Origin of the sequence: Paucibacter sp. PLA-PC-4, assembly GCF_026241155.1 — a bacterium.
In the GTDB taxonomy this organism is placed as follows: Bacteria; Pseudomonadota; Gammaproteobacteria; order Burkholderiales; family Burkholderiaceae_C; genus Roseateles_E.
In genome coordinates, this window is sequence record NZ_JAPFGP010000017.1 from 40,750 (window position 1) to 65,522 (window position 24,773).

Here is a 24,773-nt window from a genome sequence, read left to right on the forward strand (position 1 = left end):
CAGAATTGAGATACCAGATGAAAGCGATCAAAGTCGGCCTCTTGGGCATTGGCACCGTGGGCAGCGGCACCTTCAATGTGCTGCGCCGCAACCAGGAGGAGATTCGCGGGCGCGCCGGCCGTGGCATCGAGATCGCGATGGTGGCCGACCTCGATGTCGCACGTGCCAAGGGCATCGTCGGCGACAGCGTTGAGGTCGTTGACGACGCGCGCAAGGTCATCGCCAACCCCGAGATCGACATCGTCATCGAGCTGATCGGCGGCTACGGCGTTGCCAAGGCCTTGGTGCTGGAGGCGATTGCCGCCGGCAAGCATGTGGTCACGGCCAACAAGGCTCTGCTGGCAGTCCACGGCACCGAGATTTTTGCCGCCGCGCACGCCAAGGGCGTGATCGTCGCCTTCGAGGCGGCTGTGGCCGGCGGCATCCCCATCATCAAGGCTTTGCGCGAAGGCTTGACCGCGAACCGCATCGAGTGGATCGCCGGCATCATCAACGGGACGACCAATTTCATCCTCTCGGAGATGCGTTCCAAGGGTCTGGACTTCGGCGTGGTGCTGAAGGAAGCGCAGCGCCTGGGCTATGCCGAGGCCGACCCGACCTTCGACATCGAGGGCGTGGACGCCGCGCACAAGGCTACGATCATGAGCGCGATCGCCTTCGGCATCTCGGTGCAGTTCGATAAGGCGCACGTCGAGGGCATCACCAAGTTGCAGGCCGCCGACATCAAATACGCCGAGCAGCTGGGTTACCGCATCAAGCTTTTGGGCATCACCCGTCGCCGCGACAACGGGATCGAGCTGCGTGTGCATCCGACGCTGATCCCGACGAATCGCCTGATCGCCAATGTCGAAGGCGCGATGAATGCGGTGGTGGTGCAGGGTGATGCCGTCGGCTCCACGCTGTACTACGGCAAGGGCGCGGGGTCCGAGCCCACCGCCTCGGCCGTGATCGCCGATCTGGTGGATATCACCCGGCTGCACACCGCCGACCCCGAGCACCGCGTGCCCCATCTCGCCTTCCGCCCCGATGCGATGAGCGACACCCCCATCCTCTCGATGGACGAGGTGCAGACGGCCTTCTATCTGCGCCTGTGCGTGGCCGACCAGGCCGGCGTGCTGTCCAGCATCACGACCATCCTGGCCGAGAACGACATCTCGATTGACGCCGTGCTGCAGCGCGAGTCGGCCGAAGGCGAGAAGCAGACCGACCTGATCATCCTGACCCACGACACCGTCGAGGGCCGCATGAACAAGGCACTGGCTCAGATGCAGGCGCTGACGACCGTGCTGGCACCCATCGTTCGCATCCGCAAAGAGGAACTCGCCTGATGAAGTACATCAGCACCCGTGGCGACAAGACCGAGCGCCGCTTCTGCGAGATCTTGCTGGAGGGGCTGGCGCCCGATGGCGGACTCTATCTGCCTGTGCAGTACCCCAAGGTCGATGACGCGACGCTGACGAAGTGGCGCGGCCTGGCCTATGCCGATCTGGCCTTCGAGATCCTGTCGCTGTACATGGACGACATTCCGGCGGAGGATCTGCGCGCGATCACCCAGCGCACCTACACCGAGGCGGTGTTTGGCACGCCGCAGATCACGCCGCTGAAGACCCTGGAGCCGGGTCTGGCGCTGCAGGCCTTGTCCAACGGGCCGACGCTGGCCTTCAAGGACATGGCAATGCAACTGCTCGGTCAGCTCTTCGAGTACGAGCTTGGCCGGCGCGGCGAGACGCTCAACATTTTGGGCGCCACGTCGGGCGACACCGGCAGCGCGGCCGAGTACGCGATGCGCGGCAAGGCCGGCGTCAATGTCTTCATGCTTTCGCCGCACGGCCGGATGAGCCCCTTCCAGCAGGCGCAGATGTTCAGCCTGCAGGAAGCCAATATCCACAATATTGCCGTGGAGGGCGTGTTCGACGACTGCCAGGACATCGTCAAGGCAGTGTCCAATGATCTGGACTTCAAGCGCAAGTACAAGATCGGCACCGTCAACTCGATCAACTGGGCGCGGTTGCTGGCCCAGGTCGTCTACTACTTTGCCGGCTATTTCCAGGCGACGACGGGCAACGAACAGAAGGTCAGCTTCACCGTGCCCTCGGGCAACTTCGGCAATGTCTGCGCCGGCCATGTGGCGCGCATGATGGGCCTGCCGATCGCGCAGCTGGTGGTGGCGACCAACGAGAACGATGTGCTGGACGAGTTCTTCCGAACCGGCGTCTACCGCCCGCGCGGCACTGCCGACACGCACGAGACATCCAGCCCATCGATGGACATCTCCAAGGCCAGCAATTTCGAGCGTTTCGTGTTCGATCTGCTGGGCCGCGATGGCTCCCGGGTCAAGGCGCTGTTCGGTGCCGGTGGTTTTGAGCTCAACGCCCAGGAGCAGGCGCTTATCGCCGACTTTGGTTTCGTCTCCGGTTCCAGCACCCATGCCCACCGTCTGGCGACAATACGCCTGTGCCACCAGCAATACGGCCAGCTGATCGACACCCACACGGCCGACGGCCTGAAAGTGGCGCTCGAACATCGCCAGCCCGGCATCACGATGCTGGTGCTGGAGACCGCGCTGCCGGCCAAGTTCGCTGCCACCATCCGCGAGGCGCTGGACATTGAGCCGCCGCGCCCGGCGGGTCTTGAGAATATCGAGGCCTTGCCCAAGCGAGTCACGGTGATGCCGGTCGATACAAAGGCCGTCAAAGCCTTCATCCAAGCCCATGTCTGAAGCCAAGGTGATGCGCCCCGCGCTGCAAAGCCTGGCCGAGGCGCTGCAGCGCCTGCTGGGCGCGGTCGAGCCGCTGGGCGCTGTCGACACGCTGCCGACCGCCGAGGCCCTGGGCCGGGTGCTGGCTGCCGATGTGGTCTCGGCCCTGGACGTGCCGCCGGCCGACAACACCAGCATGGACGGCTATGCGCTGCGCGCCGCCGATGTGGCAAGACCTGGCACGGTGCTGCCGGTCGCGCAGCGAGTGCCGGCCGGCGTGGTTGGCGCGGTCCATCAGCCCGGTACGGCCGCCCGCATCTTCACCGGCGCGCAGATCCCGCTGGGAGCCGATGCGGTGGTGATGCAGGAACAGTGCGAGGCCGTGGCCGGTGAAGGCTTGGGTGCGATGCGTGTCAACGCTGAAGTCGAGGCCGGCCAATGGATACGCCGTCGTGGCGAGGACGTGCAGCAGGGCAGCACGGTGCTGGCTGCCGGCCACCGACTCGACGCCGCTGCGCTGGGCCTTGCCGCCTCGGTCGGCGCGGCCGCGCTGACGGTGGCGCGTCGACCGCGCGTCGCGCTGTTCTCGACCGGCGATGAGCTGGTAATGCCTGGTGAGCCGCTGAAGCCCGGCGCGATCTACAACAGCAACCGTTTCACGCTGCGCGGCCTGCTGCAGGGCCTGGGTTGTGAGGTCATCGATCTGGGCATCGTGCCGGACAACCTGGACGCGACGCGCGCCGCGCTTCGCGAGGCCGCCAGCCGGGCCGATCTGATCATCACCTCGGGCGGCGTCTCGGTCGGCGAGGAAGACCATCTGCGCCCGGCCGTGCAGGCCGAGGGCTCGCTGGATCTGTGGCAGATCGCGATCAAGCCTGGCAAGCCCTTGGCTTTCGGTCGTGTCCAGAACGCCTGGTTCCTGGGCCTGCCCGGCAATCCGGTCTCCAGCTTCGTGACCTTTTTGCTGCTGGTGCGGCCGGTGATCCTGCGTCTGCAGGGCGCTGCCGTGCTGGCGCCGCAGCGCTACCCGCTGCGTGCCGATTTCGACTGGCCCCGGCCCGACCGGCGCCAGGAGTTTTTGCGCGTGCGCCTGAATGCGGCCGGCGGACTGGACCTGTTCCCGAACCAGAGCTCGGGCGTGCTGACATCGGCCGTCTGGGGCGACGGGCTGCTGGACAACCCGTCCGGCCAGGCAATCACGGCCGGCGACATGGTGGCCTTCATCCCGTTCTCGGAATTGTTGTCATGAGCATCACGGTGCGCTACTTCGCCTCGCTGCGCGAGGCTCTGGGCCCGGTCGAAACCGTGGCCTGGACGCAAGACCTGACCCTGGGTCGTTTGCGCGACCAACTGCTGGCGCGCGGCGAGCCGCATGCGGCGGCGCTGGCGCGCGGCAGGTCGCTGCGCTGCGCGCTGAACCAGCAGCTGGCCCAGGAAGGTGCGCTGATCCCCGACGGTGCCGAGGTGGCCTTCTTCCCGCCCGTGACGGGTGGCTGAGACGTGCAAGGTTTGCACCTGACGGCCGACCTGCGCGGCTGCGCCGCCGGCCAGCCGCTGATGCAGGACTGCGAGGCCTTGGGCGCGCTGTGCATCGCGGCCGTGGCCGCCGCCGGCCTGGGCGCGGTGGCCGAGCTCTTCCATCGATTCAGCCCCGCGCCGGGGCAGGAACAAAGCGGCATCACCGGCGTCGTGCTGCTGGCCGAGTCGCATCTGGCCATCCACACCTGGCCCGAGCTGTGCGGGGTCACGCTGGATGTGTATGTCTGCAATCTGGGGCGGGACAACAGCGCCAAGGCCGAGGCGCTGATGGCGGCGCTGATCGCCGCGTTCCGGCCGGCCAGCGTGCTGCGCCAGTCGCTAGCGCGCGGGTGAGGCCGGCGGCGCCAGCGGCTGCTGCACCAGCCATTGGCCCTTGGGGGCCAGCAGGCGGCTCATATCGACCGAGGGCAGGCTTTGCCTGTCCAGCATCAGGATGGTGGGACTGACCCTCTTGGGCACGCGCTGGCCCTGCAGCGCGCGTACCGCCAGATCCAGGCTGAGGCGGGCCAGCAGCACCGGCTGGTCGGTCGGCGCGGCCAGCACCTCGCCGCTGGCGATGCGGTCCACCACCTCGGCGCTGGCGTAGTAGGCCAGCAGCTTGGGCCGGGGCGGCGGACGCTGCGCCACCAGCCGGGCGGCAAACTCAATGGCCACCGCATTGCCGACGATGTAATCGGGCATGCCGGCGCGCTCCAGATGCTCGCGCACCAGCGTGCTCTGGGTCTTGGTGTCGGTAGGCCCGCGCCCGCCCAGGCGCAGCTCTACCGGCTTGCCGCTGAGCGCGTCCATCAGGCCGCGTTCGCCGTCCTGCACCCAGACCGCGTCGGCCGGCCCGGGAAACCAGGCCAGCTTGATGCCGCTGCGCCCGCCGGCGTCGCGCAGAACATGGGCGATGGTCTGGGCGGCCATATCGGCGAAACTGACCAGGGCCCGGCTCGTCACCTCGGCGCTGAGCCCGTTGATCAGATCGATCACCGGGCGCTTCTCGGCCAGGGCCTGGGCAATCTCCTCGCTGAGCCCGTCGGCGCTGATGGCCGCCAGGATGTAGGCCTGGGCACCGAGCGCGCGGCAGTCGGCCCATTGCTTCTTCTGCAGCGGCAGATCGGCATAGCTATTGGCCTGGTAGATGCCCAGCTGCACGCCCAGGGTCTTGGCCTGCTCGGCCAGCCCCCAGGACACGCCCCACCAGTAGCGGTCCTTGCCGTGCGGCAGCAGCGCGCAGATGCGCCAGGGCTGGCTGGCGCGTTCCATCATGCCGTAGTTGATGCGCCGGCCGTCGGCCACGACCTCATAGCTCTGGGCGGCGGCCGGCAGCGCCAGGATCAGCGTCAAGAACAAGGTGGCAAGCCAGCGCGTCATCTCACAAGCTTGCCACAAGCCGACGGGCGACCGTGACCCCCTGCGTGTACGCCTCCTCGAATACCGAATAGCCGGCCAGATCGCTGTGCGCGAAATGCAGCCGGCCGGTCTGCGGCCCGCGCAGCGCGGCCAGCGCCGGGTCGCCGCGGACACCGGGCAGCGGGATGCTCATCGCGTGGCCCCAGCGCGCCAGGTCGACGCGCAACAGCTGCTCGCCCAGGTCGGGATGGGTGGTCTGCAGCTCGGCGATCACGCGCCGGGCCCAGCCCTGCCAGTCGTCCTGCAAGAGCGCGCCGCGCTGAGCGCGCGGCAGGGCCCAGTAGGCGCTCAAGACGGTGGGGCCGGGGTGAGGGCGGGTCTGCTGGTGCATCGCATCGACATAGCCCAGCGCCTGGCTGCCATAGACCACGCTGTCCCAGGCCGGACCCACACCGAGGCGGTCCAGCAGCGGGCCTTTGAGCTGCAGATTGGCCACCAGCCAGGCGGCGTGTTGCTGGCGGGCGGCGGCGGCCTGCAGCGCGGGCGGGGCGCTGCTCAGTAGGCGGTGGGCGATGAAGAGCGGGACGGCCAGCACCACATGGCCGGCCTGCCAGCGCTCCGGTGCATCGGCGGCCTCGTTCCAGGCCAGCAGCTCGATGCCGTGCCGCTCCGGGCGGATACGCAGCACCGTGCGGCCGGTCTGTAGACGCTGCGGTCCTAGCGCGCCGGCCATGCGCTCGGTCAGCCAGGCATTGCCCTCGGGCCAGGTCAGCACCGCCTCGCGTTCGCCGTCCCGATCGCCCGGGGCATTGAAGCCGTGGCGGCTGGCGAAGTAGTGCAGACCGGCCCAGGCCGAGACCTCGGCGCTGGGCGCGCCATAGTCGTCGCGGCAGCAGTAGTCCAGATACCAGCGCAGGCTCGCGGCGTTCAGACCCTGGGCATCGAGCCAGGCCGCGAAGGTCTGGCCGTCCAGCGCCACATGGCCGGCCGTCCAGCGCGCGCGGCTGCTGGGCATCGCAAAGCCCAGCTCGCGCCGCGCCGCGTCGACCAGGCGGCCGAAACGCCGGTACTGGTCCAGCGTGGCCGCATCGCCGGCCGGGGGCAGCAGGCCCTCGTGCCACTGGCCTTCGAAGAACAGCCGCTCCTGCGGGCTGTGGCAGAGATGGCGCTCGTCATAGACGGTGCGGCCCAACTCGTGCCGGGCCAGGCCCAGCTCGTGCAGCAGCTCGGCCACCTCGGGGGCCTCGGGCCCCGGCAGCGGCAGGTAATGGGCGCCCAGCGGGCAGGCCATGCCGGCCATGCGGTGGCCGCGGCTATTGCCGCCGGCGCCGTCCTCCAGCTCCAGCAGGGTCACCTCATCGATGCCCGCCTTGACCAGGGCGCGGGCGCAGGCAAGGCCTGACACCCCGGCACCGACCACCAGCACCGAGGTCTTGCGCAGCGGGCCCTGGCCCGCCGCCGGGATCTCGGTCAAGGCTTGGCGCAGCCGGTGTCCGCGTGCCGGCGTGGCGCCGACCCAGCCGCCTTGCAGCGGCGCCGGATCGGCCCGGCAGCCGGCCAGCCAGGCCGTGCCCGCGAGCCCGGCGGCCAGCATCAGTTCACGGCGCTGCATCGTCAATGCACCCGCCCCCACTCCTGCTCGAACTCATGCACCAGGATCTGGTTGGACAGGCGGTTGACCTCGGTGGGCACACGCGCCATATCGGGCGGGAACTGGGTCAGCGCCGGCAGGCCCTCTACGCTGAGAAAGCGCAGGCCCTCGGGCAGTGTGCGCGGCGGGGCCCAGGGCCGGCGGCCGGCCAGGATGAAGCCCCACTCGCCGAAGCTGGGCACATGGGCGTGGTAGGGCGTGGTGACCAGGCCGGCGGACTCCATCGTGCTCACCACGGTCCAGAAGCTGCGCCGCGCGATCAGCGGCGAGGTGGACTGCACCACCGCATAGCCCGAGGCCGCCAGGTGCTGGTCCACCAGCTGGTAGAAGCTGCTGGTGTAGAGCTTGCCCAGCGCGAAATTGCTGGGGTCGGGGAAGTCGATGATGATGACGTCGAAGATCTCGCGCGACTGCTCCAGCCAGCCGAAGGCATCGGTGTTGACGATGCTCAGCTTGGGGCTTTGCAGCGCATCGGCGTTGAGCCGGCGCAGCAGCGGCAGGGTCGAGAACAGCCGCGTCATATGCGGATCCAGTTCGACCAGCGTGACGTTCTCAACCGAGGGGTAGCGCAGCACCTCTCGCACCGCCATGCCGTCGCCGCCGCCCAGCACCAGCACGCGCTTCGGCGCGCCGTGGCCGGCCATCGCCGGGTGCACCAGGGCCTCGTGGTAGCGGTACTCGTCGCGCGAGTGGAACTGCAGATTGCCGTTCAGGAACAGCCGCGTGCCGGCATTGCCCTGGGTCACGACAATGCGCTGGTAGTCGCTGCTCTCCTTCAGCACGATGTGCTCGCCGTAGAAGCGGTCTTCGGCCCAGGTCGTCAGGCCCTCGGCGCCCAGCAGCGCGGCCACCAGCAGCAGCACCGCCAGCGCGCAGGCCAGCGCATGGGCCCTGAACGCACGCAGCTGGGCGCGGAACAGCCACAGCGCCCAGACGGCCACGGCCACATTGAGCAGGCCGAAGGCGATGCCGGTGCGTATCAGCCCGAGCTGGGGCACCAGCACCAGCGGGAAGGCCAGGGCCACCAGCAGCGCGCCCAGATAGTCGAAGGTCAGCACCTGGGAGACCAGGTCGCGCAGCACATAGCGCTGGCTGAACTGGTCCTTCAGGATGCGCATCACCAGCGGGATCTCCAGTCCCACCAGGGCCCCGACCAGCAGCACCAGCGCATAGAGCAGGGTGCGAAAGGCCGCCAGCTCGGCCGGCGGCAGCAGGCTGTGGACGATGAAGAGCCCGGCCGGCATCAGCCCGCCGATCACGCCCACCAGCAGCTCAATCTTCAGGAATTGCGCGACCAGCTGGCGCTCGACATAGCGGCTCAGCCAGGAGCCCACACCCATCGCGAACAGATAGGTGCCAATGATGGTGGAGAACTGCAGCACCGAGTCGCCCAGCAGATAGCTGGCCAGGGCGCCGGCCGCCAGCTCATAGACCAGGCCGCAGGCGGCGACGACGAAGACACTGGCCAACAGCAGCAGCTCGGCGACCGAGATGCGGGTCGTGGCGGCGTTGCCGGCTTGCGCCGGTTCGGTAAGAGGCATGGAGGGCGCTGCGGAGAAGGGCTGCCGATTGCAGCGGCGCTCAGTCTATGCGGGTTCCGGGCTCGGCCTCATGCGGACCCAGCAGCTTGCGTTGCAGCTCCAGATACAGCGGCAGGCGCGCGCCACCCAGCTGCACCGCCCGCGTCACCGCCTGGCGGGCCTGCTCATGCTGACCCTGCTCCAGCAGCACCTGGGCCAGATTGTTCCAGGCATCGGCCAGTTCGGGCCGGACCTGCACCGCGTGGCGATAGGCCGAGGCCGCGCCCGCCAGATCGCCGCCGGCATAGGCGCTGTTGCCGGCGCCCAGCAGCAGGGCCGGCTGCGAAGGCCAGCGCTGCAGCGCGCCGGCATAGGCCTGGGCGGCGGCACGGGGATCGACGCGCTCCAGCGCCGCGATCGCGCCGGCCAGGGGCTCGGCATGGGCGGTGGCCGGCAGCCGGGCCGGTGGCAGGGCCAGCATGGCCCAGTGGCCGCCGCGCTCCCAGGTGCGCTCGAAGGTCGCGATCGACATCTGCAGGTTTTGCGTGCGGCCCGAATGCAGGGTCAGCAGGCCGCGTTCGCGGTCGAAGCCGATCAGTACCGCGTAATGCCAGACCGGATAGACGGGTAGCGAGAGATTCTGGAACACCAGCACCGGATGTCCGGCGGCCACCTCCTGCAGCAGCACGTCCAGGCGCGGTGCCAATCGGACGGTGAGCAGGCCGTGGCGCCGGCCGGCGGCCAGCAGTTCCTGCTGCAGTGAGCCCTGGCGGCCAGGCAGATAGACCTGAGGGACCAACTGCTCGGGCGTAGCCGGCACGCCGGCTGCCTGCAGCAGCATGGCCAGCGCGGCCGGGCCGCATTCATAGTCCTCCTGCGCGAAAAAGGGCTGCTCACTCAGCAGGGCCTGGGCTGGCAGGTAGGCGGGCCATTGCAGGCTCAGGCGCTGAGCCTGGGGCGGCGTCGCGCACCCGCCCAGCAGTAGCAAGAGGGCCGCAAGAAAACAAAACCCCGCAAGAGCGGGGCTGGACGGGCGAGGGCCGAGGCCCGACGTCATCGGACCGAGCGGGTGAAGGGGAAGACCTTGGTCAGGCCCAGGATGTCGGTCACCAACAGGATCACGAAGACGGTGAACAGCAGGCCCAGCACCTCGCCGCCGGCCGGGGCGCTGTCGATGCGGCCGGCCAGTTCGGCAACCTCCGTGTCCGACAGTGCGGCGACGCGGGCCTGGGCGGCCTCGGCATTGACGCCCTGGACCATCAGTGCCTGGCGCACATCGTCGCGGGCCAGGAAGTCGCCGACGCGGGCGCGCGCGGCCTCGGCCGGCTGCGCGGTGCCGGCGACGGTGGTCGCTTCAGTCGGCAGCAAGGCCTCGGTCGGCACGATGACGGCCTGCGCGGACAAGCTCATCAGAGAGCAGGAAACAATCAGCGTGGAAGCGATCAGACGGCGCATCAATGTCTTCATGGCGGGGACCTCAGGTGAGCGCGCAGTGTAGGCGTGGCGCACTTCCGATTCTGCGCCGATTTACAGCTTGTGACCTTGATCAGTGCCGGCTCGTGCCGCCCTTGCGGGTGGCGATCTGCACCGCCAAGCACAGGGCCGTGGCCAGCGCGAAGGCCAGCGGCATGGCCAGGCGATCGAGCAGCAGGGCCAGGGCCACGCAAAAGGCTGCCAGCGAATAGAGCCCGGTCACCATCGCACGCAGCAAGGTAGCCGCGTAGGCGCCTCCCTGAGCGCGGTGCGAGAACACCGCCAGCGTGCTGCCCAGCATCGGAAACACGGCCAACATGCCGCTCCATTGGCTGCCCAGCGCACCGGCCGCGCCGCTCGCGCCCAGGGTCAGCGCAGCGCCTGCCGCCATGCGCAGGCCGATCTCGCCGGGCCCCAGGCGCACAGGCGCATCCAGCGGCCGGGGCGGCGGGAACAGGCGCGGCGCCAGCAAGAGGGTGACCAGCGCAATAGCCAGACCGAGCAGCGGATGGGGCGGCAGCAAGCTCAGTGGCGCGGCAACGATCAACCAGGCCAACAGGGCCCGACTCAGCGCGCCGGGCCAAGCCCGGCCATGGGTGGCATCGGCGGCACGGGCATAGGTAATGCTGAACGAGACCGAGGCGAGCAGGGCGGCCGCCGCCGTGGCCGCCGCAGCGGCGGCAAAGGCTGGGCCCTGCTCCAGCGCGATAAAAGCCAATATAGGACCGGCTACCACCGGAAGCCCGGCCAGCCAGCCGGCCACCTGGGCGCCCCAGCGCTGGCTGGCCAGCGAGACGAGCAGCAGAAAGGTCGGGACGAGGAGGAGCTTAAGGGCGAGCACGGGCGCGAGTATCGCTGCGCCCTACACGTGCTGATCGACCAGCACCGGATTGCCGTCCGGGTCGATCACGACAAAGCTGGCCGGGCCGCTGCTGGCCTCGTCGGCCTCGCTCAGCAGCACCAGGCCCTGGGCCTTCAACTGGCGCTGCAGTTCGCGCACATCAGTGAAGCTCTGGAGCGGGTCGGCTTGCTGGGTCCAGCCCGGGTTGAAGGTCAGCATATTCCTCTCGAACATGCCCTGAAACAGGCCGATCACATGCTCGCCGTTCTTCAGGATCAGCCAGTTCTGGGACGCATCTCCGCCCCAGGTCTTGAAGCCAAGCTTCTCGTAGAAGGCGCGCGAGACCTCGATGTCCTTGACCGCGAGGCTGATGGAGAACGCACCGAGTTCCATGGTTTCTACGCTCCTTGGCTTCAGACAGTGGGGCATCTTGCCACGCCACAGGCCGCCGATCGGCAAGAGGCCCGATTGACGAACGCACCGCCCTCGCTATGCTCGCGCCACACCATGCTCCTTCCAGCCGCACCGCCATGCACACAATGCCTGCCCCGGTCATGGAGCCCTTGACGGGCTACCGCGAACTGCCCGCCGACGCCATGCTGGAGCGCGCCCGCGCCAGCTATCAAAACCTGCTGCGCCGCCGTACGGTGCGCGACTTCGACGCTGCTCGACCGGTCGACCGCGCCGTGATCGAGCAGTGCCTGCTGGCCGCCGGCACGGCGCCCTCCGGCGCCAACCAGCAGCCCTGGCATTTCGTCGTCATCACCGATCCCCAGCGCAAGTCGCAGATCCGCCAAGCGGCCGAGGAAGAGGAGTTCACGTTCTACAACGGCCGCGCCCCCGAGGAGTGGCTGCGGGCGCTGGCGCCGCTGGGTACCGATGCCAACAAGCCCTTCCTGGAAGAGGCACCGCTGCTGATCGCGATCTTTGCGCAGAAGTACGGCATTGATGCCCAGGGCGAGCGTTACCCTCATTACTACGTGCCCGAGTCTGTGGGCATCGCCACCGGCTTCCTGATCGCTTCCCTGCATGAGGCCGGCCTGGTCACGCTGACCCACACGCCCAGCCCGCTGGGTTTCTTGAGCAAACTCTGCGGCCGGCCCGAGTCCGAGAAGCCCGTCATCTTGCTGGTGGTCGGTCATCCGAAGCCGGGCTGCGAGGTGCCGGTGCATGGCGGCATCAAGAAGCCGCTGGCGCAAATCAGCAGCTGGCTTTGAGCAGGAGATTGGGCATGCTGGCCGGCCGGTGGCTCAGCGGCCCTGCAGATGGGAGCCTAGAAAGGCCAGCAGCCGCGCCTCATAAGCCGCAGGACCGAAGGTGTGCAGGTCGGCATGGGCTGCGCCCTGCACCTCCCAGAGCGTCTTGGGCCCGGAGGCCGCAGCGAACAGGCGGTGCGTCTCCTCGATGGGCGTCTGCCGGTCCTCGGTGCCCGAGGCGATCAGCAGTGGCGCGGCCAAGCCGGGCAGCAGGGTGATCGGACGCAACTGCTCGGCAGCGATGCCCAGCCGCCAGGGCAGCTGACACAGCAGCAGCGGTGCCAGATGCCGGCCCATGACCCCGAAGCGCATCGCCAGACGGTTGCCCACCGCCTCTTCGATGGTCGCGTACATCGACTCGAGCACGACGGCATCGGGCGCTGGCTCGGCCTTGGCGAACAGCAGCGATGCGGCACCCAGCGATACTGCGACCACGCCGATGCGCTCGCCGGGCAGGGCCCTGCGCAGATGCCGCAGGGCCGCGCGCACGCCGTCCGCCTCGCGCAGGCCGAAGCTGATCCGCTCGCCCGTGCTCTCGCCATGGGACGGCAGATCGATCAGCAGCACCGAGTAGCCGGCGGCTTTCAGGAAACGCGCCCTGGCCAGCATTTGCAGGCGATTCGAGCGCACGCCATGCAGCAGCAGCACCGCGCCGCCACCGGGCCGACCGCGCGCCAGCCAGCCCGACACCTGCGAAGAGTCTGCGCCGTGCAGCCGCACCGATTCCGCCAGCAGGTCCGCCGGCGCCGCGCCGACCACGGCCCGGGCGGGCCGGCTCAGCAGCTCGCCGGCGCAGAGGCTCAGCAAGGCCATGAGCAAGGAAAAAAGCAAGGGGATGATCAGGAGCAGCAGGACTGCGCGGCGGAGCTTGTTCACGAGCGTGGGGTCAGGTCTTGATGTCGCCGGGCATGGCCGCGTACATCCAAAAGTCTGTCTGCTGGCCTCGCACCAATCTGAAATTGCGCAGCAGGCCCTCGCGCGGGAAGCCGCAGCGCTCCAGCATTTTTTGCGAGCCGATGTTTGGCAGCACGGATGTGGCCTGAATGCGGTGCCAGCCGCGCTGCGCAAAGCCCCACAGCGTCGCCGCCCGGCAGGCGGCGCTGGCGATGCTCTGGCGCCAGTGGGCCGGGGTCACGTCGTAAGTCACTTCGGCGGTCCCGTTGAGCGGGGAGATGGTGAGAAAACCGACGGGCGCGACCAACTCAGCCGCTCCGGCGGCTTTGACAATGGCCAAGCGTATCGGCGCGGCGACGTCGCCGCTCAGGGTCTTGTCGATCTTGCGCCGGATATCGTCGACGCTGGCGGCCGTCGAGCTGGTGTGCAGCTTGACCTCTGGGAGGCAGGCGTAGGCCGTCCAGACCTGGGCGTCATTGGGCCGGATGGGGCGTAGTGAGAAGCCGCGGAGGCTGGAAGTGTTCATGCCTGGAGCCTCGGGTTGTCGCGGGTGATCGGCCCGCTGAATGGTCTGGCAGCACGCGGCTCAATACTAGAGCAGGCCGGCCTTTTTGCAGTGCACGCAGGCCATCTCCAGCGGGGCAAAGCCAAGCCAGGCCGAGATCAGCAGGGCCAAGGTGAAGATCAGCAGGACGGCAGCTGATTTTCATCAGCTGCCGAAATTCGGCAAGAGTCGCGGGCGGCTCAGCGCAGAGCGGGGCATTGAATCCCCTCTATCGCCTTTACGGCCTGCAGATGCTGTTGCAGCAATTCGCCGAAGTCGGGCCGCTTCATGATGTCCTCGCGCATCAACGTGTGCAGCTTGTCACCCTGGGAGTGAGGCGGCTGGTGGGCTTTTCCCACGCGCAGCAGCTCGGCATAGCGGGGGCTGCGGGCTGCCAGGAACTGGCGGTCCTCCGCGTCGAAAGGGCTGAGCCAGGTATTCAGGCTCGCCTGGCTGTGCAGCCTCGCCGGCTCATGGCGAACCAGGTGCTCCAGCTCCAGTTGTGACTGCTCGATAAGCTGCAACTGCTGGCGCATCAGCTGATCCGAGTGGGCCGCGTGCTCGGGCGCGGTCGCTGTCACCAGCGCTGCGAGCCGCTCCTGCCACTGCGCCTGCGCCTGCGCATAGCGCTGGTATTTGTCGATGTTGCAGTCGGCCCAGGATCGTAGCGTCGGTAGGGTGCCGGCCAGGGCAGGGACCAGGGAGCTCAGAAGAGCAACCAGTAAGGCGATCTTGGTCATGGCGTGCTGGTGCCGCCGTCCTAGTCAATGGGATACAGCTCAAAGTCGACGAACTGCTCCCACTTCTTGAACCACTCCTGGAACAAGGCTTCGTCATTAGATTCCATCAGCTGGAAGCAGATGTTCTTCTCGGCGTTGACCCATGAATTCAAATAGTACAAGCCATCGGGAAACTGACGGCCTTTGGCGTTGTAGATCTCGTAGTTCTCTTCCATCAAGCCGGGCTTGAAGTTTTCGACCACCATGTATTTCTTCAAGACTCTCTCCTTGCGATTTAAGGTGCCCAACTCAGTCGCCGATGATTGCGCAGACGGAGCTGTCGGCTTGGATCGGCGGGAGCGGGACACCTCGCTTCTTCGGAGCAGCCTTTTCCGCCATATCAAAACTCTATCGAAAAGAAGAGGATCTCGGCAAACATAGTTCCGCTCACGACGAGGTGGCCGTCCTTCATGGTTTCCAATCGTCCGGCTCAAACGACACCAACACCGGAATCGCCTCGACGAAGTGGTCCGTCCTGATCACCACGGCGTAGTAGCGGGCCCGGAACGTCGTGCCATCGGGGCAGCGCCGCTGGTGCGAGCCTCGGTGGTCGCCTACGCAATCGCCCTCCGCATGCACGGCCATGCCGGTGGTCCTCAGCGCGCCGCTGGCGGTGTCCAGTTCGATGCCATGGGGCAAGGCCGGCGTGGAGGGGTGCAAGCTCGCCCGCAGCCCGCCCAGGCAGGCCTGGGTATAGCCCTCGACCTTGAGTCGCCACTCCTTGGCCTTGCCCAACCGGTAGGTCAGTACATCGCGGGGAACGCTCACCTCCCGGGCCTTCTTGGGCTCGTAGCTTGCGTCGAAGTCGGCTGGCGTTATCTGGCAGTCACCACCGCCGCCGCCGCAGGACGCCAGCAGGGGTAGCAGGACCAGTAGCGCAAGCCAGCGTCCCTGGCTTGGCCCGACCCGGTGATGTTTGTGGGCACGCAGCCCGGGCCGCGCCAAATCAAAAGAGTTCATTGCCTCAGTTTCTCCCCCATGCATTTTTCTTCTCTCTCACCCTCATCGCGACGGCGGCTCGCAAGCTCGGCCCCCGCCCCCGCCTCGCTTACCCCTTAATCGCCGCCGCCACAATCATCCCGATCGCGATGCACTTGGCGCCGATCACGATGGCCAGGGCCAGGTTCTTGTGCTCGACGATTTCTTCCCAGAGCTTGTAGGGGGTCAGCTTGTCGACGATGACAAAGCTGATCCAGAACACCAGCACGCCGATCACCGCATAGAGCACCGAGCCCAGCAGCACCGCCGGTTTGAGCCATTCGATTTCCATTTCAGTTCTCCTTGTCGTTTCATTGACTGATAGGTCGTGGTGGGTGGGGGCAGGTCTTGCCGGCCTATTTGTGCCCGCCCCCGCCGCTGTAGCCGCCGTAGGATCCGCCTCCGGTGCCCAGGCGCACGCCGCTGCCGCTGGCGCGGCGCTGGCATTCGCGGTATTCGTTGCTGGCTTCGCCGAAGCTCTGCTTGTAGCTCTGGCAATCGTCCTGGCTGCAGCCGCGCATCAGCATCACCAGGATGAAGAGGATGAACAGGGTCAGCAAGACCTTGAACACCAGGCCGTGGCCGCTGGAGGGCGCCGCGTCGCGGGTCAGCGCGGCGGTGCTGATCGCCAGCTTGAAGGCACGGGCGACCTCGGCGGCATCGAGCTTGCGGCCATGGCTCCAAGTGATCTCCTGGGTGCTTCCCTTGCTGCCGGTCTGCTCGCGCGACAGCAGCTCGACCCGGCCTTCGCCCCTCCACTCGTAATCGGTGATCTGGGCGCGCTCGCCGCGCCGCAGCTGCCAGTAGAACTCGCCCAGCACATAGGTGATCTGGGCCGCATAGGACTCGCCCCCGTACAAGGCCTTGAAGCGCCGGCCCTGCCACTCGACCGTGTTGTTGCCGCCGCCCTTGGGCGCGCCGGTCAGCGGCCGCACCAAGCTCCAGCCTTCGTTGGTGTCGACCAGAAAGGCAAAGCCCTCGCTGCGGTTGTAGAGCAGGTATTCGCGCCAGAAGCTCTGCTCGTCCTCGCTGTCCGCCGCGGGCAGGTCGCAGCGCTCCAGATAGCCGACCACCTGCCAGGGCAGCGCCGGGCCGCCGGCGACGAGCGCCAACGTGCCGCTGCGGCCCAGCGAGATCAGCGGCTCCAGTGTGTTGGCCTGCTGCGTGTAGTGGGCCAGGTCTTGCCCGAGGCCCTTGGAAATGTCGACCACCGCGTGGCATTGCGCGCAGACGATGCTCTGGCTGCTGTCGAGCTTGGGCGCCAGCGCGGCGCCGCAACTGGGGCATTCGCAAGTCTTGCCGATGAGGGTCTTGCTGCTGATGGCCTCGCCCTGCGCGTCCTCGCGCAACCCGCTCATCGCCAATTCGGCCAGCCGCACCGGCCGGCCCAGCGACCAGTTCGGCGCGCTGCCGGGCGGGCCGCTGTACTCCAGGCTGGCCACCTCGTCGGCGCTGTTGTTGCGCAGCTCGGCCACCAGGAACTGGCGCTGCGCATCGGCCAGCGGCGCATGCGGCAGCTCGCCCTGGGCAGCGGCCTGGCGCGCCAGGGTCAGCGTACTGACGGTCCAGGCCTGGCCAGCCAGCAGCAGCTGAGCGCCCAGCACCAGCTCATGGGCTTGTGGCAGGCCGGCCGGCGGCGGCGCCTCGAAGCCCAGCACATAGCTGCCGTTGTCCTCCGACAACCAAGCACTACGGCCGTTGTCGAACAGCGCATGCCACTCGTTCCAGCTGCCCTCGGCATAGCTCAGCTGCAGCCGACCGACGAGGCTGAAGGCGGCGCCGGCATAGCGGCCGGCCGCACCCAGCTGCAGCGGCGAAAAGTCGTCGAACAGCTCGGCGCTCGCGCCGATCTTGCGCAGGCTCTCGCCCTCGCGCAGCAGGGTGCTGCGGCAAAAGCCGCAGACCGCGCTGGCCGAGGCGGCACTGGCGAACTCGACCGGCGCGCCGCAATTGGGGCAGGCCGCCTGCCAGCGGCGTTGGGGTGTGCCTGAAGAGGCCAATTCAGCCGAGCTTCTTCAGTAGCTCGGCCTTCTTCGCGGCGAACTCTTCGTCGGTCAATATGCCCTTGGCCTTCAGATCGCCGAGCTTTTCCAGCAGGGCCATGATCTCTTCGGCGCTTTGCACGGGGGCGCTCGCTGCCGGCGCTGGCGCTGCTGACGCGCCGGCGCCGGCCAGGCCCTGGCTCAGCTGCTGGGCCAGCACCTGGCCCATCGCAAGACCTGCCCCCAGACCCATCGCGTCACCCGCCACACTGCCGCCGCCGGAGGCATTGCCCTCGGCCATCTTGGGCAGCGATTGCGCGGCCTGGTACTGCATGAACTGGCCCATGTTCTGGCCGATCATGCCCATGCCGATTTTCTGGTCGAGGATCTTCTGCAGCTCCTCGGGCAGCGAGACGTTCTGCAGGGTCACGCTCTCCAACTTCAGGCCCAGGGCGGTGAACGAGGGCGCGGTGGCCTCCATCAAGGCCTTGGCAAACTCGATCTGGTTGGCCGCCAGGTCCAGGAAGGGGATGCCGCTTTGCGCCACCGCATCGCTGATGTGCTGCAGCATCAGGCCGCGCAACTGGCCGTCCAGGTCCTCGACCGAGTAGCGCTCGCGCGTGCCCGAGATCTCGGTGTGAAACAGCTTGGGGTCGGTGATGCGGTAGGCGTAGTTGCCGAATGCGCGAACGCGCACCGCGCCGAAGTCCTTGTCGCGGATAGTCACCGGCTGGGTCGTGCCCCAGCGCCGGTCGATGCGCTGGCGGGTGCTGAAGAAATAGACATCGCTCTTGAACGGCGACTCGAACAGCTTGTCCCAGTTCTTCAGATAGGTCAGCACCGGCAGGGTCTGGGTGCTGAGCTTGTACATGCCGGGGCCGAATACATCGGCCACCTTGCCCTCGTTGACGAAGACGGCCATCTGCGACTCGCGCACCGTCAGCGAGGCGCCGTACTGGATTTCCATCTCGGCCATCGGAAAGCGCCAGGCCAGCGTGGTTTCGTCATCTTCGGTCCATTGCAGGATGTCGATGAACTGTTTCTTGATGAAATCCATCAGGCCCATGGTCGTGCTCCCCGTAACGAACGGGCACCGCGCCCGCGCCGTGAGTATCCATCAGCGCCAGGCAGGCGTCTGCCCCACCTGCGGGGGAAGGAGGCCTCAGCTTTTGTGCTTGCTGCGCGAGAACAGGCTGCCGCCCAGCATGGCCGCCGCCATGCCCCAGAACAGCGGCGCAATGCCCAGCGCCGCGCCCATCGCACCGAACACCAGAGGCATCACGGTCTGGCTGGTGTTGATCAGCGTGGTACGCAGGCCCAGGGCCTCGGCGGCCCGGCCCTCGGGGGCCGATTGGTGCAGCAGGGTCAGCACCATCGGTTGCGGGGCGCCGAGGCCCAGGCCCAACAGGAAGGTAATCGCCATCAGCACGCCGACACTGTCAGTGAAGGGCACGGCCAGATAAGCCAGGCCGGCCACCAGCAGCGAGGCCACCAGTAGCGGCCAGGGCTGGATGCGGTTGACGATGAAGGGCATGGCCAGGCGCACCGCGAAGGTGGCGGCCGCGAAGGCGCCCATCACGATGCCGATCTGCGAGGGCGTCAGTCCAATCTGCGCACCGTAGACGGGGATGGCGAAGTTGTAGATGTCCCAGCCCACGGTCAGGATGGCCATCGCGATGAAGAGGCGGCGCAGCTCCGGCTCGCGCAGCAGATCGAACACCGGCCCGGGCGGGGTCAGGTCATGCTTCTCGCGCAGCGTGATCTCGGGCAGCAGGCGGCCCCAAAGCGCCAGCAGCGGCAGCACCGTGAACAGTGCCAGGATCAGGAAGCAGGCGCGGTAGCCCAGCGCGTCGATCGAGATGCCGGTCAGCATCGGCGCGACAAAGGTCGAGGTCGAGAAGCCTAAAGCGACATAGCTGAAATTGACCGTGCGCTCCTCGGGGGCGCTCATCTCGCCCACCGCGTGGTAGACCGAGACATTGAGCAGCATGAAGGACAAGCCCACCAGCACGCTGGTCACATAAAGCGTGGCGAGCTGGGGCATCAGAAAGGGCAGCAGCGTGCCTAGGCCCACCCCTATGGTGCCGATCAGCATCGGCCGAGTGATGCCCGAGCGATCGATCCAGCGCCCTGCCGCCACCGAGGTCAGCGCCGGCAGCAGCGCATACATGGCCATCAGGCTGCCCACCGTCAGCGTCGACGCCCCCTGCTTGATCGCGAACAGCGCCACCGCGATGCGGCTGCCGTTGAAGGCGACATGGTTCAGAACCAGCAGGATGATGATCAGGGGCAGGGGGCGCATCGCGGCTTGATTCTAGGCAAGCCGGCGAGCGCCGTCGTCCACAGCTCGCACGCGTCCTCAGAGCGTTGGCCAGACTCCCGGTTCGACTTCCAGGCGCAGGCACCAGTCCGAGGGAATGGTGCCGGCCCAGACCAGGTTGTGGTGCGGCAGCAGGCGCCGCTTCGCGAAGGTCATGCGCGAATCGGCCAGCGCCAGCAGGGTGCTGGCGTTCCAGTCCTGCTTGGGTGGGCTGGCGGCCACGCCGATGGTGGCGCTCAGTGGCGGCTGGCCGCCCAGCTGAGCCAGCGCACTGGCGATGCGCTCGCGCAGCTTCTCGGCCAGTGCGGCGGCGGCGGCAATATCGGTGTCCGGCAGTATCAGCACGAACTCATCGGCGCCCAGATAGGCCAGGCTGGCGCCGGCGGGCTGCAACTGCTGCAAGAGCATGGCCAGCTGCGTCAGCACCTGTTCGGCGCTGGCTTGGCCCTGCTCGTCTTGGTAGCTCTTGAAGTGATCGATATCCAGGGTCAGCACGGCCAGCGAGTGGCCTGAGGCCCGCGAGGCTTGGGCCGAGGACTCCAGCGCCTGCATCAGCGCCTTGCGGTCCAGTACACCGGGCAGGGCCCTCAGGTCGGCATGTACAACAGTCATCAGGTGCTCCGGGGTGGCGATGCACCATGCTAGTGAGCGCTGCGGGCCTGCGGCATGCTCCATTACCCTGGGGAGCGCGCTCAGCGCCCCCCGGGGCTCATTGCACAGTCAAAGGCCCGAATGGCCGCGCCGTCGCGCCAGGCCACCCAGTAGGGCCACACCGCCCAGCAGCAGGGCGTAGCTTGCCGGCTCCGGCACGACGCTGACCGTCAGGCCCTCGGCGCGGAAGTAGCCGGCGCTCTGCTGCAGGCCGGCGCCGAGCTGGAAGCTGCCATAGTCCCAGTTGCCCTGTGCGTTGGGCGGCAGCATGGCGGTGGCGCTGTAACTTCCCTGCCAGGTGGCGATGTCGAAGGGCAGGTTCTGGAACAGGTCCGGCAGCACAAAGCTCAGTGAGACGCGATCCTCGCCAGCGCCGTCGCGCCATCCCAGCATTAGCCCGTCCTGCTCACTGCTGGCCGGCTGGCCGCGACCGCCCAGCTCGCCGGGGTAGTAGGCCTTGCGGTCGAGCTTGAGGCTTGCGAAACCGCTGCTCAGATCAAAGTGATGGCTGACGCCGCCGACCGTCAGCGTGGCGGCCTGCACAAAGCCGCCCTCATAGAGCTGCACATGATCTTCCCATTCGAGGTTCTCGCCCAGCGCCGCGCTGTCGATGCGCAGCTGCAGGCTGAACTCGGCGCCGGGGGCGACGGCGCCGGCGAAGCTGCCGGGCGCGGCCTGGGCTGCGCCCTGGCTGTGCGCCCCGAGCTGGCCGTTCATGCGGATGTCCAGCAGCTCCGCCTGGGCGGCCAGGCTGGCCAGGCCCAGCAGCAGGGCGGGCAGGGCTTTCAACAAGGTCTTGTTCATGATCGATGGTGCTTGAATTGATGAAAAGGAAGAAAGATCAGCGGGGCAGGGCATTGGCCGGCGTGCCCTTGGCCAGCTCGGCTATCTCGGAGGCCAGCAGCGCACGTCCCCAGATGGCGGCCTCGCGCAGCCCTCCCTTGTGGGGGAAGTGCTCGTTGTCGTCCTTGTAGGCACCGAGTTGCAACCAGCCGCTGGGCGGGTAGGGAATGGCGCCCTTGCGATCACTGCTGCTACCGACCAGGCGGCCCTGAACATAGAGCCGCATCAGGCTGCCGTTGTAGACACCGGCCAGGTGCACCCACTCGCCGACCGTCAGCGTGGCGGCCGGCGGTGAGAAATAGCTCATCGTGGTGCCGCTGGTCAGGGCCAGGGTGGCCAGCTGGTTCTCGTAGCCCAGCAGCCAGCCGCGCTCGTAGCTGCCGTTGTCCTGGAAAGCGCCGATCAGGCCGCCCCAGCGGGTAAAGGCATTGAAGCGCACCCAGGCCGATACCGTCAGCTCCGTGCCCGGTAGGCCCAGCTCGGCGATGCTGCCGGCCTTATTGCAGGCCGCGTTACTGGCGCCGCGGTTGAGCAGCAGCAGGCCGGCCGTGGTGTCCAGATAGCCGCCGTCCTCGCTCGTGAGCTGGGCGCCGCAGCCCAGGCTGCTGAAGTTGCCCATCACATCGGCGAGGTCGCCGCGCAGCGGCAGATAGGCCAGCGGCTGGAAGGGCAGCGGCGCGCGGCCGTTGCTGGCCACAAAGCGCTGCGGCTCGGACCAGGGCGACCACAGCAGGTTCTGGTCGCGGTGACGGACGCGGATGTAGTAGCGGGTGTCGGCGAACAGATCGTCGACGCCCAGGGTCCAGCGCGTCACGTCGCTGCCGGCGTTCTGGTCTATCGGCCGGTACAGCGGCGAGCCCGAGGACAGGAACACATTCTCATGGTCGCGCTTGACCGAGCGCAGCACCTCGGCGAAGTCCGGCTCGCGGGCGATCTGGTACTCGATGCTGTTGAAGCGGTCTTCGCCGCTGAACTCGCTGCTGCCGAAGCTATGCGGCAGGGTGATGCGCTCGGCCACCTCGGTGACGGCAGGCTGGCGCGGAGCCTGGCCGTCGAGACGGCGCACGAAGCGGTCCACCAGGCCGGCCTGGGCGCGCGAGCGCTCGTTGCCGATCGACCAGGTCTGCACCGTCATCGTGCGGCGCTCCTGGTCGATGTCGATGATCTGGAAGGTCTGGGCCTCCAGCGTCTTCTGCACATCCTCGTAGTCGGTCTGGCCAGCGGTGTCGCCCCAGAACTGGCCCCAGGCCGCGCCGCCCGAGATCAGGTGGTGCACCGGCTGCTCGCGCAGCGCACCGCGCGCATAGATGCCGTTGGAGTGGGCGCTCAGATAGAGAGCCAGCTTGTCGCTGGCGGCCAGCGTGGGCGCGACGCTGTCGCGCACAAAGGTGCTGCCATCCGAGGGGTACTGCTCGGAGACGATGGGGTGGTGGGTCGTGCCTATCACCCAGGCGACGCCGGGATCGTTCCTGGCTGCCTCGGTGATGCGGCCCAGCCAGTCGCGCTGGTCGGCGCTTGCCTTGTTGGAATCGGCCTGCACGAACAGCACATTGCCGACCTGGAAGGCCGCCTCGGCGACCGGGCGCTTGGACAGCAAGCCCTGGTAAGGCACGTCCTCATAGGACTTGAAATGGGCGTTGTAGAGCTTGAGCTCGGGGTCGTCGTAGTACTCGTGGTTGCCGACGGCAGTGATGGTCGGGATGTTGGAGATGACGCTGCGGGCCTGCTTGAAGTGGATGTCCTCGTACTGGCACAGCACCCCGTTGTCGACCTGGTCGCCGAGATTGAGCATCAGATTGATCTGATCCTCGAAGCGCCCGCCGTAGAGCTCCTGCACCTTGGCCCGGGCCAGCGCCAGCAAGGCCTCGTAGTCGCGGCTAGTGTTGCTGGTGAACTGGTGGTCGCCGATCACCAGCACGCGGAAGTGGCCACGCGCCGCACCGGCCTCGGGCTGACTGCGCATGCGGAACACCGGCGACTTCTCATCGCCGCTGACGACGCGGTAGTAGTAGGGCGTGGCGGGCTTCAGGCCGCTGAGCTTGACGCGGTTGTAGTAGTAGGTGCCGCTGGGCTTGCTGCACTGGCGCACGATCTCGGGCGACTGGCTCAGGTCCTCCAGCGTTCCGACCGCGACCTGGTCGAGCTGCTTGGGATTGAGGCCGTACTCGACACGGGCGGGCGCGTTCCTGTTCTTGCTGGACTTCCAGCTGATCCAGGTCGAGCTCTCGGTCGGTGCATGCAGATAAGGGATCAGGTCATCCGCCCGGGACGGCAGCGCGGCCAGCAGGCCGGCCGACAGCAGGGCCGCAGCGAGGGTGTTGATCAGTGGTCTTGACACGGGTTCTCCCGACAGGTGTTGAAGGCCTGTCAAGACTAAAAAGCGTCCGTGCCTTCTCGATGTCAAATGGCGCAAGCGGCGCGATGTCGGTATTGGCGGATTTGCGGCCTCACAGCCGCGGAGGCAGATCGGCGGTCGACAAGAAGGCCTCGATCAGCCGCATCTGACGGCGCTCCTTCAATACATAGAGGTACTCGGCCACCATCGGCGCTTCGCCGCGCAGCGGCAGCACGCGCAGCTCGGGATGGTGGGGTACCTCGTGGCGGGCCACCAGGCTGACGCCCATGCCGCGCACGATGGCCTCGCGCAGCGCCTCGCGGCTGCCGATCTCCATCACCTGTGCCGGCCGCACGCCGGCCAACTGCAGCATCTCCTCGCCGAGCTGGCGTGTCATAGAGCCGCCCTCGCGCAGCAGCAGCCGGCACGGGGCCAGGTCCTGCGCGCTGACGTCGGTCCGGCGCGCCAGCGCATGGTCGCTGCGCAGCACCAGCACCAGCGGATCCTCGCCGAGCTTCCAGCACAGCAGGCGGGCGTCGCGCACCGGATGGGAGGAGGCCGCCAGATCGACGCGGTACTCACGCAGCGCATCCACCATCTGGCGCGAGTTGCCGATGTGTAGGCTCAGCTCGATGCCCGGATAGCGGTTCTGAAAGCGCTGCACCAAGTCCAGCATGTAGTAGGGCGCGGTGGCGCCGATGCGAAGGCTGCCCTGGCGTAGCTCGGCCTGGTTGCGCAGCGCAAACTCGATCTGGCTTTCCTGCTGCAGCAGGCCTTCGACCATGGGCAGCAGTTCGACGCCAGCATCGCTGATCGTCAGGCGGCCGGAGTTGCGGCGGAAGAGCTCCAGCCCGTAGTGCTCTTCAAGCGCGCGGATCTGGGTTGTGACCGTAGGCTGGCTGATGCCCAGCTGTCTGCTGGCCAATGTGACGCTGCCAAGCCGGGCGACGGTGAAAAAGGCCTTCAGTTGGGCGGTGAGCATGGACGGGCGAGGGTAGTCGTCCTTGATGACGAATTGATGTCGAACTAGCGTCAAGTCCGCGACGTAAATCCGCCAATGCGGGCTTTGCCGCGCTTGGTCCGTGTGACATGTTCTTTACATATTTGAAATCTAGAGTGCAGTCCGTTGCT

The 24,773-nt window shown here is 67.5% G+C and carries 26 protein-coding genes; 6 read left to right on the forward strand and 20 right to left on the reverse strand.

Going from position 1 to position 24,773, the window contains the following annotated elements:
- Positions 1-17 precede the first annotated feature (17 nt).
- The 5 genes from OOZ63_RS22715 to OOZ63_RS22735 are packed head-to-tail and all read left to right on the forward strand — an operon-like array spanning position 18 to position 4,570.
- Positions 18-1,328 (forward strand): homoserine dehydrogenase, encoded by a 1,311-nt coding sequence (locus OOZ63_RS22715; protein ID WP_266007909.1) that lies wholly within the window; start codon positions 18-20, stop codon positions 1,326-1,328.
- On the forward strand, positions 1,328-2,719 hold the full coding sequence (thrC, locus tag OOZ63_RS22720; RefSeq protein WP_266007910.1) for a threonine synthase: 1,392 nt from the start codon (positions 1,328-1,330) through the stop codon (positions 2,717-2,719). Before OOZ63_RS22715 ends, thrC begins: the two co-directional genes overlap by 1 nt.
- Positions 2,712-3,947 (forward strand): gephyrin-like molybdotransferase Glp, encoded by a 1,236-nt coding sequence (glp, locus tag OOZ63_RS22725; RefSeq protein ID WP_266007911.1) that lies wholly within the window; start codon positions 2,712-2,714, stop codon positions 3,945-3,947. Before thrC ends, glp begins: the two co-directional genes overlap by 8 nt.
- Complete coding sequence (locus OOZ63_RS22730; RefSeq protein ID WP_266007912.1) at positions 3,944-4,195, forward strand: MoaD/ThiS family protein; 252 nt, start codon at positions 3,944-3,946, stop codon at positions 4,193-4,195. The genes glp and OOZ63_RS22730 overlap by 4 nt, the downstream gene beginning before the upstream one ends.
- Positions 4,196-4,198: 3 nt before the next feature.
- Positions 4,199-4,570: an S-adenosylmethionine decarboxylase family protein gene (locus OOZ63_RS22735; protein ID WP_266007913.1), complete on the forward strand. Its 372-nt coding sequence runs from the start codon at positions 4,199-4,201 to the stop codon at positions 4,568-4,570.
- On the opposite strand, the gene torT is transcribed toward OOZ63_RS22735, so the two are convergent.
- From torT to OOZ63_RS22770, 7 genes are all read right to left on the reverse strand, one after another.
- On the reverse strand, positions 4,556-5,596 hold the full coding sequence (gene torT / locus OOZ63_RS22740; RefSeq protein ID WP_266007914.1) for a TMAO reductase system periplasmic protein TorT: 1,041 nt from the start codon (positions 5,594-5,596) through the stop codon (positions 4,556-4,558). The two genes, OOZ63_RS22735 and torT, sit on opposite strands and share 15 nt — an antisense overlap.
- Before the next feature lies 1 nt (position 5,597).
- Complete coding sequence (locus tag OOZ63_RS22745) at positions 5,598-7,187, reverse strand: flavin monoamine oxidase family protein (RefSeq protein ID WP_266007915.1); 1,590 nt, start codon at positions 7,185-7,187, stop codon at positions 5,598-5,600.
- Positions 7,188-7,189: 2 nt separating this feature from the next.
- On the reverse strand, positions 7,190-8,767 hold the full coding sequence (locus OOZ63_RS22750) for a polyamine aminopropyltransferase (protein ID WP_266007916.1): 1,578 nt from the start codon (positions 8,765-8,767) through the stop codon (positions 7,190-7,192).
- Positions 8,768-8,807: 40 nt separating this feature from the next.
- Positions 8,808-9,803 (reverse strand): PA2778 family cysteine peptidase, encoded by a 996-nt coding sequence (locus OOZ63_RS22755; RefSeq protein WP_266007917.1) that lies wholly within the window; start codon positions 9,801-9,803, stop codon positions 8,808-8,810.
- Positions 9,800-10,213, reverse strand: a complete 414-nt coding sequence (locus tag OOZ63_RS22760; RefSeq protein ID WP_266007918.1) for a PA2779 family protein — start codon at positions 10,211-10,213, stop codon at positions 9,800-9,802. Before OOZ63_RS22760 ends, OOZ63_RS22755 begins: the two co-directional genes overlap by 4 nt.
- A 79-nt stretch (positions 10,214-10,292) precedes the next feature.
- Positions 10,293-11,060 carry a hypothetical protein gene (locus OOZ63_RS22765; protein ID WP_266007919.1) on the reverse strand — a complete coding sequence of 256 codons (768 nt, stop codon included), beginning with the start codon at positions 11,058-11,060 and terminating at the stop codon, positions 10,293-10,295.
- A gap of 21 nt (positions 11,061-11,081) precedes the next feature.
- Positions 11,082-11,453 carry a VOC family protein gene (locus tag OOZ63_RS22770; RefSeq protein ID WP_266007920.1) on the reverse strand — a complete coding sequence of 124 codons (372 nt, stop codon included), beginning with the start codon at positions 11,451-11,453 and terminating at the stop codon, positions 11,082-11,084.
- A gap of 146 nt (positions 11,454-11,599) precedes the next feature.
- Between OOZ63_RS22770 and OOZ63_RS22775 the strand changes: the two genes are divergently transcribed.
- Entirely contained in the window at positions 11,600-12,277 is a 678-nt protein-coding gene (locus OOZ63_RS22775) for a nitroreductase family protein (protein WP_266007921.1), read from the forward strand.
- Positions 12,278-12,310: 33 nt separating this feature from the next.
- On the opposite strand, the gene OOZ63_RS22780 is transcribed toward OOZ63_RS22775, so the two are convergent.
- The 13 genes from OOZ63_RS22780 to OOZ63_RS22840 form a co-directional block, all read right to left on the reverse strand.
- Complete coding sequence (locus OOZ63_RS22780) at positions 12,311-13,192, reverse strand: alpha/beta hydrolase (protein WP_266007922.1); 882 nt, start codon at positions 13,190-13,192, stop codon at positions 12,311-12,313.
- 10 nt (positions 13,193-13,202) lie between these two features.
- Positions 13,203-13,736, reverse strand: a complete 534-nt coding sequence (locus tag OOZ63_RS22785; RefSeq protein WP_266007923.1) for a GNAT family N-acetyltransferase — start codon at positions 13,734-13,736, stop codon at positions 13,203-13,205.
- A 218-nt stretch (positions 13,737-13,954) separates the two neighbouring features.
- A complete protein-coding gene (locus OOZ63_RS22790) occupies positions 13,955-14,494 on the reverse strand; it encodes a hypothetical protein (RefSeq protein ID WP_266007924.1) in 540 nt (179 codons plus the stop codon).
- Positions 14,495-14,514: 20 nt separating this feature from the next.
- Positions 14,515-14,751 (reverse strand): DUF3303 domain-containing protein, encoded by a 237-nt coding sequence (locus OOZ63_RS22795; protein WP_266007925.1) that lies wholly within the window; start codon positions 14,749-14,751, stop codon positions 14,515-14,517.
- 190 nt (positions 14,752-14,941) lie between these two features.
- A complete protein-coding gene (locus OOZ63_RS22800; RefSeq protein ID WP_266007926.1) occupies positions 14,942-15,493 on the reverse strand; it encodes a hypothetical protein in 552 nt (183 codons plus the stop codon).
- Positions 15,494-15,581: 88 nt separating this feature from the next.
- Complete coding sequence (locus tag OOZ63_RS22805) at positions 15,582-15,803, reverse strand: DUF350 domain-containing protein (RefSeq protein WP_266007927.1); 222 nt, start codon at positions 15,801-15,803, stop codon at positions 15,582-15,584.
- A gap of 64 nt (positions 15,804-15,867) precedes the next feature.
- Positions 15,868-17,511, reverse strand: a complete 1,644-nt coding sequence (locus tag OOZ63_RS22810; protein WP_266007928.1) for a DUF4178 domain-containing protein — start codon at positions 17,509-17,511, stop codon at positions 15,868-15,870.
- Between the two features lies 1 nt (position 17,512).
- Positions 17,513-18,559, reverse strand: a complete 1,047-nt coding sequence (locus OOZ63_RS22815) for an SPFH domain-containing protein (protein ID WP_266007929.1) — start codon at positions 18,557-18,559, stop codon at positions 17,513-17,515.
- Between the two features lie 96 nt (positions 18,560-18,655).
- Positions 18,656-19,795, reverse strand: coding sequence for an MFS transporter (locus tag OOZ63_RS22820; protein ID WP_266007930.1), 1,140 nt, complete (start codon positions 19,793-19,795; stop codon positions 18,656-18,658).
- Positions 19,796-19,852: 57 nt separating this feature from the next.
- A complete protein-coding gene (locus OOZ63_RS22825; RefSeq protein WP_266007931.1) occupies positions 19,853-20,425 on the reverse strand; it encodes a GGDEF domain-containing protein in 573 nt (190 codons plus the stop codon).
- Positions 20,426-20,533: 108 nt separating this feature from the next.
- Positions 20,534-21,268: a PEP-CTERM sorting domain-containing protein gene (locus OOZ63_RS22830; RefSeq protein WP_266007932.1), complete on the reverse strand. Its 735-nt coding sequence runs from the start codon at positions 21,266-21,268 to the stop codon at positions 20,534-20,536.
- A 37-nt stretch (positions 21,269-21,305) separates the two neighbouring features.
- Entirely contained in the window at positions 21,306-23,645 is a 2,340-nt protein-coding gene (locus OOZ63_RS22835) for a LamG-like jellyroll fold domain-containing protein (protein WP_266007933.1), read from the reverse strand.
- 109 nt (positions 23,646-23,754) lie between these two features.
- The gene (locus OOZ63_RS22840) at positions 23,755-24,624 is read right to left on the reverse strand and encodes a LysR substrate-binding domain-containing protein (RefSeq protein ID WP_266007934.1); all 870 of its coding nucleotides are present in this window, start codon (positions 24,622-24,624) and stop codon (positions 23,755-23,757) included.
- Between the last annotated feature and the right edge of the window lie 149 nt (positions 24,625-24,773).